Here is a 14,705-nt window from a genome sequence, read left to right on the forward strand (position 1 = left end):
AGATTGACTAACAAAACTCAAAACCAATTTGCTATTCAAGTATGACCTCTTTTTTACTTTCTCTGGCAGCAATCTCAGTATTTGGTAGTATTAATCCTAATGGCTTTGCAGTACAAATTTATCTACTGAGTACGCCGAAGCCTGTTATCCGTGTATTAGCTTTTACCCTTGGGGAATATGTTGGACTTTTGATTTCAGGACTGTTAATTGCTTGGGGTCTGAGACAAGTAATTCAAGAAGTTTTAAATTATGTTGGTGAGAGTATTTATGTATTGCAATTCATTACCGGAATAGGACTATTGATTGTCGGATATAACGCACCAAAAATTTTTAAGCCTTCTACAAAAGCTGTACAGCCTCATTCACTCAAGCCACTGCAAACTTTTCTCTTAGGTTTTACCATTGTCGCCGTAGAAACTCCAACTGCATTGCCTCATATTGCTGCCCTTAAGCAAATGAATGATGCCCATCTTTCAATCCCAGTATTTATATTAATTTGGACATTATACGATTTAATTTTTATCTTGCCATTATTGATAATGGTTGCTATCTATCTAGTGTTAAATGACAAGGCTATTAGTTATTTAGAAAAATTTTATTATAGAATAAATAGTTTGGTAAGCAAAATCTTACCCTTTCTTGTGAGTGGGATTGGGGTTTTCTTTATTGTCAACAGTCTCATTCAGTTTTTTGTCAGAGCATAGTTTATCTCATCTCAGTTTTTTGCATTGCTGCCATAAAGTTTAACCAAAGATAAACCTCTATTGGGAATACTACTAAGAAAAAGACGAATTACGAATTGGTAGCTTGTAGTGTAGATTCTGTGCTATCAGTCTTCAACTGACCATCTTCCATATAAATGATGCGATCGGCAATATCGAGGATGCGGTTATCGTGGGTAACTAGCAAAATCGTGCAACCTTGTTCTTTAGCTAGCTTCTGCATTATTTCCACAACATCGCGCCCAGATTTTTTGTCGAGTGCAGCAGTGGGTTCATCTGCTAAGACAATCTTAGGATGGCTAACTAAAGCACGAGCGATCGCAACCCGTTGTTTTTGTCCTCCAGATAGTTTCTCTGGGTAATAATTTACACGATCTCCTAAACCGACAGTTTCCAAAATAGCGATCGCTTTGGCGTTAATATCCTGATTGAGAAAATCGTCGTGCAACTCTAAAGACATCCGCACGTTTTCTCTCGCTGTCAAAAAAGTCATCAAGTTATGCGCTTGAAAAATATAGCCAATCTGACGGCGTAGCTTAGTTAACTGCTGCTTTTTCGCACCACAAATTTCCTCCCCTAAGATTTTGAGACTACCTTCTTGAGCAGAACGTAATCCACCCATTAAGGTTAACAAGGTGGTTTTCCCCGATCCAGAGGGGCCAGTCATGATAACGATTTCACCAGCGTTAATCTCTAAATTAATATCGAATAATACTTGTTTGCGAAGCCCACCTTCACCAAAGTAATGGTTAAGGTTGCTAACAGAAATCACTGGTTCTGAATCAGAAAGTGTTGAATTGGAATTTACTGGTAGAGATTTTTGCAACATAGGATTTTATAGGGCATTGGGGAGATGAGGGAGATAATTCTTAACTCCTGAAAACTAAAAAACATCGGCAGGGTCAGCAGCTCGTAACTTCCGCATTGCGATCGCACCAGAAACGCTACACATGATCACAGTCAAAATCCAAACCTGTATTGCCCGTTCCATTTTCATAAAAATAGGAAGCATCGTCGCAGCGTAGGTGACTTGATACAACCCAAAAGAAAGGAAGAATCCAGGCAGAAAACCTAAAACAGCTAATAACAATGCTTCTTGAATTAAAACTCCCAAGAGATAGTTATCGGTATATCCCATTGCTTTCAGGGTGGCGTATTCTGGCAAGTGGTCAGAAACATCAGAGTAAAGGATTTGGTAGACAATCACGATGCCAACAATAAAGCCAACTCCAGTACCTAAACCGAAAATGAAACCAATGCCAGTACCTTCTTCCCAGTAAGTTCTCTCCACTTTGGCAAATTCCTCTGGAGTCAGGACTCTGACATCTTGAGGTAATCCGTTAACAAGTTGCGATCGCACTTTTTCAGGATCGGCATCTGGTTTAAGCGTAATTAACCCAACTTCGATGCGATCGGGTTTACGTTCTGGAAATAGCTGGAGAAAAGTAGAGTCACTGGTGATCACATTTCCATCGGCAGCAAAGGAAGCACCATCAGTAAACAAGCCCTTAACAAAGACGGCTTTACTATTCAGTTCCGTGTCAAATTTACCTGTTTTCTTAAAGATATCGGCAACTGTGCCGTATTCTGGACGACCTGCTTGGTCAAACAGAACTTGATACAACTGTTTAAGGTGATCCTGATTTTGGTTAATTTCGGGCGATTTGAATGCGGGTTGTACCGGATCAACACCCCAAACTAAAATGGCCCGTTCAAGACGAGTTTCAGGATTTCGCCACTGTCCGGTGCTAATGTAGACAGAATTAACTGACTGCACACCTTCATAACCTAATGTTTGATATAGTCGCTCTCTGGAAAAGTTTTTTACAGAAAATAAAGTTTGAAATTGGGGATTAATTAAAACCAAATCTGCCTGTAAATTACGATGAGGTTTCACAGCAGCATCAAAAAGCGCACTTTCAAATCCCAACTGGATAAACATCAGCATATCGGCAAAGGTAATACCTGCGACTGCAACAGCCAGACGGGTTTTTTCTTTCATTAACTGCCGCCATGCCAGCGGTGTTTTGCGAAATAGTTTAGAAAACATATTAAAAGACCTTAATAACCCAGTGTTTCAGCTTGCTGTTCTAGCTTGCGCTCTCGCATGAAAAGAAATAACGGAAGACCTAAAGACACACCAACCAAAAGATTACAAACAATGTAAACCCAGATATTTTGCATTTTCAGACGTGTCCCTTCCCAAAATACAAATGTCCACAAGACTAGCGATGAAACAATAACATCCATACCAAAAAAACCAGAAATTTTGTTGGCAAAGAGTTGTTCAAAAAACAGCTTTATATCAAGACCATGCCCTAAGATAAATGGAACAAACTGGAAGTAAGGTAGAACGAAGCCAAGTACACAAAGCAGAAGGTATACGATTTTAATCATGATTTAACTCACCTTATATAAAATGCTGTAATACACGAGACAACAAACAACAACTCTATATTTCAATCGCTGTCTGTACCTGTAAGTTAGTGAAACCTGCAACTCGCTTGCTGTCTTGAGGATTGAGACGAATTTTCACCTCAACTACTCGGCTATCAAGGTTTTCCCCTGGCTGGTTGCTGAAAACGTTTTGTCTATTAACCTGCAAGCCAATTTGGGCAACGGTTCCTCGCAGTTCACCAGCAAATGCCTGACTGCTAATCACTGCCTGTTGTCCTAATTTCACTTTACCGATGTCAGTTTGATAAACTTCTGCTACTGCCATCATCTGATCTGTTTGAGCTAAGTCTGCAATGCCAGAAGCACTAATTTTTTCTCCCACTCGCGTATGAATTTTGATGATCTGTCCCGCCATCGGTGCTTTGATGTAAGCACCCGCCAACTCGGTTTGGGCGTGTTTGAGTGTGGCGATCGCATTTTCAACTTCTGTCTGGGCTGCGGCTACATCTACAGGTCGGACTTCTGCAATACTGGTAAGCGTGGCTTTGGCTTCACTGACTTGCTTGCTACCAGTGGCATTAGTACGGGCGAGTGCTGCTTTGGCTTCAGATAATTGTTTGCTAGCAGTGGTGTTAATCCGGTTGAGAACTGCTTTGGCTTCGTCTACTTGCTGTTTGGCAGTTTCTACAGTCAAACCTTTGCTATCGTACAAAGAATTAGAAACTGCGCCTTGAGAATAGAGCTGCTGATAACGTTGATATTCGGCTTCGGCATTTTTGAGTTCTGCCTCTAGCTTCTTAATGGTTGCCTCTTGCGCGATTCTGTCTCCTGACCACTGTGCCTCTATGCGAAATATCGCTTCCTGTTGCGCTGTTTTGTCTCCTTGGGATTGAGCCTGGAGGCGTTCAACGCTTGCCTGCTGGGCGTTAATTTCTCCTACTTTTGCTCCAGCTTCAACTTGAGCGAGTTTAGCTTGAGCAACTCTAACTTGTTGTTGGGCTTGTAGTACAGCAGTTTGTAAGCGATCGCGGGCGTCTAAAATTGCCACCATCTGTCCGGCTTGAACGCGATCGCCCTCTTTGACTAGGATTTTGGCAATGCGATCGCCATCCAATGCTAAGGGCGCAAACAAGCTAATTACCTCAGCTTCCGGTTCTAGTCGTCCTAATGCAGCCACTTTTTGAATGTTGGGCGTGCTTTCAACTGGCTCAGATGTTACAGTCTGGTTTATTTTGCCAAACTGAGAAATCCCATAAACAACAATTCCACCTGTAATAGCAGTAACTGCAATTACTAATGCAATTAACCCTTTATTGGAAGCTTTCTCTGACAGCTTTTGAACCATCTATTTTGCTCTCCTAAAAAATTATTTTCTCTAGATTAAATGAGTTAGATTTAGTAAAAATTGGATACCATTTTTACTAAAATATAAATAATTAATGTTTGTTATACGTACAGTATTTGGCAACAAGCATGAGGTAAATAATCTAGCTCTCTAAACCTGATATAAAGCCCGTTGTAGTTTTTGTTTCCGATTGATGTTGCGGCAAGTATACCGTCAGTATTTTGCCTAACAACGCACATTGTTCAATAAAATCAATTGTTTCATCACCCCATAACTTCTCCAAAATTAAACCGTTTACAAAGCTCAAGACAAAGGAAGCCAATACCGGATCTTGAATACCCAAAAAATCGCAGGCTGCCTCCTGATAACGCTGATTAGTCCGCTTAAAAATGCTATTTTTCAACATTTCTTTAGAGTCTTTGTGTTGGCAAAAATCAATCCAAATATAAGTCCATTTAATGAAATAATCTTCGTTTTTCACTAGATATCTTCCTAATGCTTCCATTGATTCTTGTAGCGTCTGCGCTCCTTCTAGTTCAGCTAATGCTGTACTTAAATCTTGCTCACATATTTCTTGGGCCAATTGCTCAAATAGAGCTTGTTTGCTAGAAAAATAGTGGTACAACGTACCAGTAGAAACTCTTAGTTCTTCAGCGATTTGGCGCATAGTGATGGAAGCATAGCCTTTTTGGGCAAATAAATCAAAGCACTTGTCGAGCAGTTCTTTACGGTATTGCTCATGGTCAACAATCTTTGGCATGATTTGGCTTATCTATATCGAACAATCGTTATATATTAATTTAGCATCTTTATTATTGAGATGTAAAAACATAGTTGATTGATTTAAATCGAACATGCGTTATAGTTTAACCTAGTTTTGCGCTAGATGTAATAACCCATAAATCTTTATCCTTGCCACTTAGTATAAAGCTATGATTTAGTTTGAGAAAAACTACGTAAATACTGGGTGAATAACAGTAAAATAATAATCAATATGTTTTTTATTTAAGTGTAATTTATGCCTTATCGGAGAAAATTTTTAACAAGAGCAGGATATACCACCCTTTCTGCCTTACTGACTATGGGGTTTTTACAAAAGGATAACCAAAAAGAACACCATAGCAGGAATTCTCTTGCAGCAAATTATACAAATGCAAATTCTCCCCTTCGGCAATTAGCTGCCGCCAAAGGAAAGCGTTATGGCGCAGCAATTGCTAGTGATATTCTGCTAAAAGAAAAGGATTACGCTAACCTAATGGCTCGTGAATGTTCCATTGTGACACCGAATGGTGAATTAAAATGGAACGCTACTGAACCACAGCCAGGATTATTTACCTTTGAGTCAGCAGATGCGATCGCTGATTTCTGCGAAAAACATAAGATAGAATTGCACGGGCATACCCTTTTCTGGCACATGGGAAACCCAGACTGGGTTCCTTACCCACCTACACCTACGATGATCGAACGCCATGTTAAAGGAGTCATGGGGCATTATCGCAATAGTCCCGTTTTAAAGTCTTGGGATATTGCCAATGAAATCATCGCTGATAGTGAAAATGAAACTGATAACGCAACAACCGGTTTGCGTAAAGGGGTAAAACCAGAATTGATTCGAGATTTGTTTTTAATTGCCGCTTCAGTTGATAGCAGCAAGAAATTTTACCTAAACGATTTTGGCATAGAAGGCACCACATGGAAATCAGAACGTTTCTTAAGAATGGTCGAATATCTGAAGAATAGTGGTGTAAAAATTGACGGGGCAGGTATCCAATCGCATCTATGGTTTTCTACTGCCTATGGTTTTGACGAGAAAGGATTTAATTCGGTCTTAAAACGGCTTAACGATCTTGAAGTGAAACCAATAATTACGGAATTAGATATTATCATTGATTCCCCACTACCCAATAGTATCAAAAGCCTAGACCAAATGGTAGCCGATAGTTACAAGCGATATCTTGATCTGTGCTTTGCAGCTAAAGTTGATACTGTGATTACATGGGGACTTACCGATCGCCATACCTGGATACGTCATCCCGAATGGATGCCAAGAAAAACCTTTAGAAACAATCCAAGTCTCTGGAAATTTCTACGTCCGCTTCCCTTCGATGAGAACCTACAATCTAAACCAGCCCGTAATGCTATAGCCCAGGCTTTTCAGGAATCAACCTAATACTCCAACCAGGCATAAATATAGCGTTTCCTTAGCAACTGAGGTACACCCAAATCTTGTTTGCCAAGCTTAACAGTTTTGAAAATGTATCTCACTATGCCGGGAATTGCTATAGCATTTTTAAGTATTATTCTAAGCAAAATAGATGGAGATATTTTTAGTTATTCACGATTATGAAAGTTGAATAAGACTTACTGACTAATTAATCATTAAATCTTAGTACAACATTTCATAAATTCGTGACGAATTGAGCGACCTACTGGTAAGAGTCTGATAGACTCGATCAAGCTACGAACTTTTGAAATTTCGTACTTAGAAATACCAGCAGGTTATTTTTTTTTCGTTTACTTGAAATACTCCAAATTTCTCGCAAAAATAAGGTGCCAACAAACCAAGGCTCAACTAAGTAACGTCTCCAAAGTCTTTTTGGTTCAGAGAACAAGCGATACAACCATTCCAACCCCACCTTTCCCATCCAGCGAGGAGGAGTAGGTATTGCTCCTGCTATATAGTCCATACAGGCTCCACTAGTCAAAATAGTGTTGGCATGAATATGTTCAAGATTTTCGTAAATCCAATACTCTTGGCGTGGCATACCCATCCCTACCATTAATATATGGGGTTTGTAAGCATTAATTGCAGCCACAGTGGCAAGATTTTCTTGACTATCTTTATTTATATCAATATAGCCATGAGCGCAAGCAATCTGTAAACTAGGAAATTTCTGGCATAAAATATTTGCTGCATTTTCAGCAACTCCTGGCTTTGAACCTAAATAGAATACACGCCAGCCTTTACTAGCAGCTTCTGCCATCAGAGGCCATACCCAATCAGCATAGGTTACTCTTTGTTCCCGTTTAATTGGAAAACCCAACAGCTTTCCAAGAAACACTAGAGGCATACTATCAATATGGGTATATTCTGCCTTCGCATAAAAAGCTTGCATTTTTGGATCGTTATGGAAGAGATAAAGACTATGTAAGTTGTGATTAGCAATAATCCATTTTTCATCTCGATCAATAGATTCTTCAATCAATAAATTTAAGTCAAGGATAGAGAGTGCATCCACTTTAGCACCAATAATTTTATAAGAAAATCGCTTTTTCATATCTTATTTTTCTTTTGATAAATATGAGATTTTATCTCAAGGTCAAGGTGAATATTGTAAAATTAATTAGCAACATTTCAATACTGAAGTACCTAAATATTTAAATACCTAATTTTTTAGTTAAAAATTATTATCTAATCTATAACTAAAAAGCACTTATTTTCATGAGGATATCTGCGATATTTTGTGCTCTTGCATTCCAGGAATACTTTTCTGTAATTAAAGTATATGCTGTATCTACAATTGACTGATATTTATCAATATTTGAAGCAGCATCCAGTATTGTCTTAGCGATTTCTTCGCTAGAGTATCCTGTTACTAACAGATGTTCTAAATTGCGAAATTCTTCTAAACCTCGCAAGCCTTCTGGTGTTGATACAACTAATTTTCTACTAGCAAAATAATCTAATGCTTTATTGCGAGCACCACCTGCTACTGCTTGTTTTGAAAATGGCAACAAAGCAATATCTGCATATTTCAGATGGGCTACAAAATCTTCTCTTTTAGGTAAAAAGCCTAAAAAAGAAATATTAGAGGGTATTGGTTCTGAAATATCACTACTATCCCTACCAATAACAACAAAATGCACTTTTTCTTGATGACTTTCAAGGGATTTGGCGACCTCGATAGCCATTGATACAGACATATCATTAGTTGGAAATTGAAATGTTTTGGGAGCAATAATAACCACTATTTTAGCTGGTCTAAATGCTTGATAGGGATCTTTATCTGGAAAAACTTCAGTATTGAGTAAGTCTTGAGTCACTCCATTCCCGATAGAATAAATTTGCTGTGGAGTTTTTCCATACCATTGGGAAATTAGTTTAGGAATTGATTCACCTGCTGCAATAATTGGACTACCAGAGAATATTAAAATTCCCTGAGCAATATATGTCTTAATACATTGTGCAAACTCTTTGAAGGGATTGGCAACTGAAAACAAGCGCATCCAGTATTCATAAGGCGAAAATGTATGAAAATCTAAGACAAGAGAGGAACTACTGTGTTTTCTAAGCTTTAGTGAAACTAAAGCAGCCAATCCAGGTAGTGTTTCTTGAGCATACACAATGTCTGGACAAAACTCGTCGATGCACTTTTCTATGGATTGAATATATGACCTCAAGCTTCTTGATCCAATAGAAAAAGAAGGTGCATAATTAACAGATGAACAATCTAAACCTAGCTGAAAAACATCAAAATGTTTAGTAAGATATTGTCCTAGATAAAAAGGTCTAGTAAATGCACCAAATGGCTGACTAGAATCGAGGGTTGAGACAATCAGTAAGCGTTTACCCATAAAATGATTGCTGATTATTATTTTATAATTTGAAACTACATTTGTCAAATTCTTAAGATATTTATAACTTATCAAAATATCATCCAATAATGACTATCATGCAAGTATTAAACTCCTGAGCTAGTTTGATTAATATCCTCAGAAAATGTAGGAGAGGTTGCCAAATCTTTGTAGCCAATAATTGCTCTAATATAGGGTAAGAACCAGTACAATATCCAGAATGGCCCAGAGTGTCTGCTACAAAATATAGTCCATGATTTCAATGGAAATCCTTTAATTTGTAGTACTTTTTTCAAGCGTTCTAATAGATTTAAATTGGTATCTGCCCAACTATTGTGGATAGAGTTTTTAGTACAAGTCCCAATATACCCAGGAGCTACCCATATTTTACAACCCAATTTACGCGCTCTCAGGGCATAATCTAAATCTCCTAAACTATGAACAAATGCTGTATCAATATTGCCAACTTTGGCTGCAACACTTTTAGGAATTAGCACGCAGTTACCATACATGGCATCGCATTTTTGGATAACGGAACTTGGTTCTAAAAATTCAAATTTATTAGAATACCACTTTTTAGATTTTACCGCTCCTCCATAGGTTGCTTTTCCTGTAATTAAGTCTTTAGTTGAACCAACTACAATTGAATCTGGATAACCAAGTTCCGTCAAATTTTGATGAACCTGCAATAGTTTACTCACAGCATTGGCTTCTAAAAAGGTGTCATCATTCAACCACAGATAATAATCATATTGATATTTTATCGCCTCACCAAAGGCGAGATGCATTCCTCCCACCCAAAATAAATTGCCATTACCCTGAAGTATTTGTACTTCTGGATATTCTGCTTTAACAGCCTCTGTAGTCCCATCAGAACTCCCATCATCAGTTAAATAAACATCACAATTATTTTGCTGCTGATATAAAGCATTTAGACATGCAAGAGTTGTATTGTGTCTGTTATAACATGTCATAATTACAGCTATATTCGCTTTCTTCATCTCATTTACCTCATATAATATGTACAAAAATAATGAATCAAAATAATAAAATTACACGGATTTTATTCATCATATGAATCGTCAATTTTTTACCTTTCATATATTGTTATATCAGTTTAAAACTTCACCCTATTTTCTATCCAACCACTGAAATTAATATCTAAATTAAAGCTTTTTAGTTTTTGTTCCATTCTTCTGACTTCCAACAAATATCGATGCCAAACTGATACACGAGGCATATTAAGTCTGACAATCTCTTCACATAACCATTGATATTTCTCTGAATCGACATTAAATTTTTTCAATTTTTTTATTTGTCCGTGCCAATCGTTATAAAAAAATAAGTTGAAATAATGAATGGATATAATATCATCCAAATGTTTAATTTGTATTTCTTTTGATAAACGGTTATGTAAAGGTAATGGATAACTATAATTAGGAGGAAGATGTTCAACGTTTTCTTCCAAGGCACATAAAGTTACAGACAAAACAGACTGCTCAACAAAATAAATACCCTGGGGAGGAGTAATATCCAAGCGCATTACTTTTTCAAAGTTCTCTTTCCAAGTTGTAAATATACCCGCACTCCTTCTTACAGCAATCAAACCAGAATTCCAGTAAGCCCTGATTCTCTTATTCCCAATTGGTGTGTCAACAAATACCTCACGCTTTACTCCTAGTACTTCATATAGTTTTTGCCAATACCATTCTTGAGGGTCTTGCAGTCCTGTAGAACCAATTCCTTGACCATACTCAGGACGCATCCGTACATTACAATTTACTGGCAATAAAAATCCTTTTGGCTCAGAAAAAAAGCATTTGTCACTGTCTAAAAAAACCAATATTTCTGCATCAACATTTTGTTCTGCATAGGCACAAACCAAGGGTTTATTGGCTAAATAATATTCATGAAATTCTCGATTTATTGGAATTTGTTGATGAGTCACCTGCAATGCTTCAAAGGCTTGTTGGGTTTGCTTTAATATCGGTTCACCTACTCTAGGATGGAAACTATATATAGGTGTATTTTTCAATTCGCCGCAGAACTTACGAATACTTTCTGCAAGCATCAAAGATTGACCTTCTAAACGGCCAGGTTCTGTACAAATTATAAAAGCTATAGGTATTGACATATTATGAAGTATTGATTTACTAAGTTAATTACTCAATGAAGATTTCTTGGCTATCATCAATATTTCCTGAAACAAGGCTGAATAACGACGTGCTTGAAGTTCTAGAGTGAATTCTTGCTCTGCTTTATCACGAGCATAAAATGACAGTTTTTGCAACCTCTGTTCATTTTCAAGTACCCAGGTGATTCCTTTGGCAAAATCCTCAACTTCATAAGGTTTAGCCAAATAGCCATTCTGCTGATGATCGACAATATCTTTTAAGCCAGTAGCATTAAACGCCACAACTGGAGTACCACAAGCGAATGATTCCGAAGCTGTCTGTCCAAAAGATTCTTGAAGAGATGGTACAAGCATTACATCAGCAGCTGAGTAAACAGTCGCTAAAGATATAGCATCATGTAAGTGTCCCAAATAGTGGGTTTGGAAGCCTAAATCAGGTGGATTTTCGGGTTGAGATGCTCCAAAAATCACAACTTCCAAGTCATCCTTCCAGCCAGATTTACTCAATTCTTGTAAAGCTGGTTGCAATAAATGAAATCCTTTATTTCTATCGCTTGTTGCTTCTATCGCTCCAAAAAGTATCAGCTTCTTATCTTGGGGTAGATTGAGTGCTTCGCGGGCAAAATGTTGATTAATCGGTCGATATTTTTGAGTATCCAGTCCGTGGGGAATTACCTCGATTTGCAAATTCTGGAACAAAGAACTGGAACGAGCGCACTGCGCTAACCAAGAACTTGGTGAAACCAGAGTTAAATTTAAATTTTTCCAGGCTTTTACTTTGCGCTGCCATACCCAACGAGATAGATCCCACTCATTACCACTGCTGAGTTGAGGACAAGCCCCACAGGATACTTTGTAGCGATCGCATTCTCCAGTTACGTGACAACCTCCAGTAAACCCCCACATATCATGGAGAGTCCAAACTAGAGGACGCTTCAGTTTAGCAAATGTTTCTATTTGCATAAAACCTCCGCTAATCCAATGCAGATTGATTATATCTGGATTAATCTGAGCAACTTTCGGAATAACTCTATCTGGCAACCATTGAGTAAAAAATGGAGTATTTTTCTTTTGGCGATAAAGCTTTAATGGTAAACTTTCAACTGTCAACTTTGCCTTAGCGATGCCTTGAAATAGTCTAATTTTAGGTGCAATTACTGTTTTATCATTGCTATATTTTTCCTGAACTAACATTTGTGACTGTAGTCCTATATCCTGTAAACCTGTGTGTAAACGATATGCAGCCCTCGCCGCACCGCCATTAATATCATGGGTACTAATATGTAAAATTTTCATTTTTATTAACTTAATAATCACTAAAACTATTTCTGACTTCTATAAAAACTAATTGACTAAAATCTTTTTATGATTTCGTTGATATTCAACAGTTAAAGATAATGAAGTGGTGACATACATTAACCAATTCCAGCTAGGAGTTAATAATCTTGCTTCTGAAAAATTAACTATGACTATGATAATTAGCATCTGCATTGGCCAATAATCTTCCGGTTTTTTAGCGACAGAAATAATTCGAGTCAATGCCATTGCAAAAAAACGGACGAACCCTGCTGCAAAAGTCAAAAAACCTAAAAATCCCAACTCTAACAATAATTCTAAAAAACCATTATGGGCATTACTTGCCCAATCATAAGTAGCTCTTAATTTAGATGCAGCATTACTAGTCCAAAATCCCGAAAATCCATAACCTAACCAAGGTCTTTCCAAAATCTTGGAAATTACTAGATCCCAGAGGTCAGAGCGTCCATTGAAGGTAAGGTCTTTACCAGAAGTACCAACTACAGTGTCGGCATTATTGAGAAGTAATATTGAAGAAATCATCAGGAACATCAAAGTTGAAGTAATCAGAATAACTTGTAATTTATAATTAGTTTTCTTCAAGGATCTGTAGAAAGGTAAAAGTAATATCATTGTCAACAAAATCGTTAAAGATGTTGTTGAACGTGAGAGGATAATTAGACATATAGAGATCCCACATAATGCCCACATCAACCAGCGATATCGATGACCACTAAGAGCAAGGTGCAAAAAAACTCCTGCACTCCAAGCCATCATGTAACCTAATTCATTTTTATGACCATAAATTCCACTCCACATACCTAGTAATTCAGATGACTCGTGAATATAACCTGGTACGAATGCAGAAAATATTATAGATAATGATGCAGCTATGCCAAGTGCCCAAGCTATCAGTCTCATTTGTTCCCTAAGGGAATAACGCATTGCTAAATAGATTGCAAGAAAATATATGCGGATTAGACCTCTTAGATAAGTAAGACTAGAACTTAGGTCTTCTGACCATAAAAGAGAAAATATAACTATTGCTAGTAGAAAAAACTGTAATGGACTTCTAGTAATTACATAAAGAAAACCTTTCCAGTATAAAATTAGGAAATAAAATAGGATTAAATATGAAACTATATTGAACAAAGTATCTAGCTTATCACCTCCAAGGGTAGACATGGAAACTTCTTGTGCAGGGTGTATTGTTAATGCCCCTACAGCAATGAGTAATAGCAAGATAGTTAATATTTTTTCTGTTAACTTTACTTTCATTTGGGATATTTAATTAATTTATTTTTTTATCGCTGAGTAATTCAATCTTTTCTTCACTTCCTCTTTAAAAATGTCCAATGCAGTTGCTTTATAGACTGTTTTCTGTGTAAAATTATCTGCTTCTACATTCCTGACAATAAATGGTGGATGCTGTAAGGGAAATTCCATTGCTTGCATCGGCATATTAATGAACGAAAATTCTTGATTGGAAGTGAAGTGAGTTGCGTCTGCACCAACACCAACATTAGAGATTAAATTGACATTGGGAATAATACTTAAGCTTCCCTGCATCCAACAAGCAAATGTCCATTGGTAATCCCAGGTTATACTCGTAGGATTGTCATAAACAGATTGAAATATTCGTTGCCAAGAATTTACCGCTTTTTGGTCTAGAAGAATGTCATATAAAAGGTTTTCTGCTTGCACCTCTTTCCAGAGTTTGATGGTCAAATCATAATGTTGCCAAGCACGTCTCCAACTTGCCCAACCCCAGCAGTGGTTGTAACGAGAAAAGTAGTAACTATAATTTGTACGTTTTCGTCCAAGTTGAAGATTTTGAGCAGAAATTGTGGCGATTCTGGTATCATTTCTATATTTTTCCAGCAGTTCTTCGCTAAACCTGAAAAAAGTTGGATGAGGAATACAATCATCTTCTAAAATAATTGTCTCCTCAACATTATTAAATACCCAATCTAAACCACTTGATACCCGTTTTGCACAACCTAAGTTGATATCAGAATAATTCTTGATTACTTCACATTCCCAATCAACTCTCTCAATAATTGCCCTAGCTGCTTCACATTTTTCTACCTCGTCTTCTCGCTCAGTACGGGGGCCGTCTGCAATTACAAAAAGTTTTGTTGGCTTGGCTTTGCGAATAGCTTCAAAAACTTTCTCTGTTGTTTGTGGACGTTTAAAAATAATAAAAGTTATGGGTGTTTGCATAATAATAAAATTT

The 14,705-nt window shown here is 37.3% G+C and carries 14 protein-coding genes; 2 read left to right on the top strand and 12 right to left on the bottom strand.

Annotation, left to right across the window (positions count from 1 at the left end; translation table 11 throughout):
* Positions 1-41: 41 nt before the first annotated feature.
* Positions 42-704 carry a GAP family protein gene (locus CDG76_RS15025; RefSeq protein ID WP_094349784.1) on the top strand — a complete coding sequence of 221 codons (663 nt, stop codon included), beginning with the start codon at positions 42-44 and terminating at the stop codon, positions 702-704.
* A gap of 88 nt (positions 705-792) precedes the next feature.
* On the opposite strand, the gene CDG76_RS15030 is transcribed toward CDG76_RS15025, so the two are convergent.
* The 5 genes from CDG76_RS15030 to CDG76_RS15050 all read right to left on the bottom strand — a co-directional run bounded on the left by CDG76_RS15030 (position 793) and on the right by CDG76_RS15050 (position 5,224).
* A complete protein-coding gene (locus CDG76_RS15030; RefSeq protein ID WP_094349785.1) occupies positions 793-1,551 on the bottom strand; it encodes a DevA family ABC transporter ATP-binding protein in 759 nt (252 codons plus the stop codon).
* A gap of 54 nt (positions 1,552-1,605) precedes the next feature.
* Positions 1,606-2,772 carry an ABC transporter permease DevC gene (gene devC / locus CDG76_RS15035; RefSeq protein WP_094349786.1) on the bottom strand — a complete coding sequence of 389 codons (1,167 nt, stop codon included), beginning with the start codon at positions 2,770-2,772 and terminating at the stop codon, positions 1,606-1,608.
* 11 nt (positions 2,773-2,783) lie between these two features.
* A complete protein-coding gene (locus CDG76_RS15040; protein WP_094349787.1) occupies positions 2,784-3,119 on the bottom strand; it encodes a DUF2834 domain-containing protein in 336 nt (111 codons plus the stop codon).
* Between the two features lie 55 nt (positions 3,120-3,174).
* Positions 3,175-4,464, bottom strand: coding sequence for an ABC exporter membrane fusion protein (locus tag CDG76_RS15045; RefSeq protein ID WP_094349788.1), 1,290 nt, complete (start codon positions 4,462-4,464; stop codon positions 3,175-3,177).
* Between the two features lie 142 nt (positions 4,465-4,606).
* The gene (locus CDG76_RS15050) at positions 4,607-5,224 is read right to left on the bottom strand and encodes a TetR/AcrR family transcriptional regulator (RefSeq protein ID WP_094349789.1); all 618 of its coding nucleotides are present in this window, start codon (positions 5,222-5,224) and stop codon (positions 4,607-4,609) included.
* 258 nt (positions 5,225-5,482) lie between these two features.
* Here CDG76_RS15050 and CDG76_RS15055 point away from each other — a divergent pair, with 258 nt between their 5' ends.
* Entirely contained in the window at positions 5,483-6,634 is a 1,152-nt protein-coding gene (locus CDG76_RS15055) for an endo-1,4-beta-xylanase (protein ID WP_094349790.1), read from the top strand.
* A 283-nt stretch (positions 6,635-6,917) separates the two neighbouring features.
* Here CDG76_RS15055 and CDG76_RS15060 read toward each other — a convergent pair whose 3' ends face one another.
* The 7 genes from CDG76_RS15060 to CDG76_RS15090 form a co-directional block, all read right to left on the bottom strand.
* Complete coding sequence (locus tag CDG76_RS15060; RefSeq protein WP_094349791.1) at positions 6,918-7,742, bottom strand: WecB/TagA/CpsF family glycosyltransferase; 825 nt, start codon at positions 7,740-7,742, stop codon at positions 6,918-6,920.
* Between the two features lie 145 nt (positions 7,743-7,887).
* Complete coding sequence (locus CDG76_RS15065) at positions 7,888-9,039, bottom strand: glycosyltransferase family 4 protein (protein ID WP_094349792.1); 1,152 nt, start codon at positions 9,037-9,039, stop codon at positions 7,888-7,890.
* 107 nt (positions 9,040-9,146) lie between these two features.
* Positions 9,147-10,040, bottom strand: a complete 894-nt coding sequence (locus tag CDG76_RS15070; protein ID WP_094349793.1) for a glycosyltransferase family 2 protein — start codon at positions 10,038-10,040, stop codon at positions 9,147-9,149.
* Positions 10,041-10,156: 116 nt separating this feature from the next.
* Positions 10,157-11,173 (bottom strand): hypothetical protein, encoded by a 1,017-nt coding sequence (locus tag CDG76_RS15075; protein WP_094349794.1) that lies wholly within the window; start codon positions 11,171-11,173, stop codon positions 10,157-10,159.
* 24 nt (positions 11,174-11,197) lie between these two features.
* A complete protein-coding gene (locus CDG76_RS15080) occupies positions 11,198-12,469 on the bottom strand; it encodes a glycosyltransferase family 4 protein (RefSeq protein ID WP_094349795.1) in 1,272 nt (423 codons plus the stop codon).
* Between the two features lie 48 nt (positions 12,470-12,517).
* The gene (locus CDG76_RS15085; protein WP_223265242.1) at positions 12,518-13,390 is read right to left on the bottom strand and encodes an O-antigen ligase family protein; all 873 of its coding nucleotides are present in this window, start codon (positions 13,388-13,390) and stop codon (positions 12,518-12,520) included.
* A gap of 375 nt (positions 13,391-13,765) precedes the next feature.
* Entirely contained in the window at positions 13,766-14,692 is a 927-nt protein-coding gene (locus CDG76_RS15090) for a hemolytic protein HlpA-like protein (protein WP_094349797.1), read from the bottom strand.
* Positions 14,693-14,705 lie beyond the last annotated feature (13 nt).

This window comes from Nostoc sp. 'Peltigera membranacea cyanobiont' 210A (assembly GCF_002246015.1).
Taxonomy (GTDB): domain Bacteria; phylum Cyanobacteriota; class Cyanobacteriia; order Cyanobacteriales; family Nostocaceae; genus Nostoc.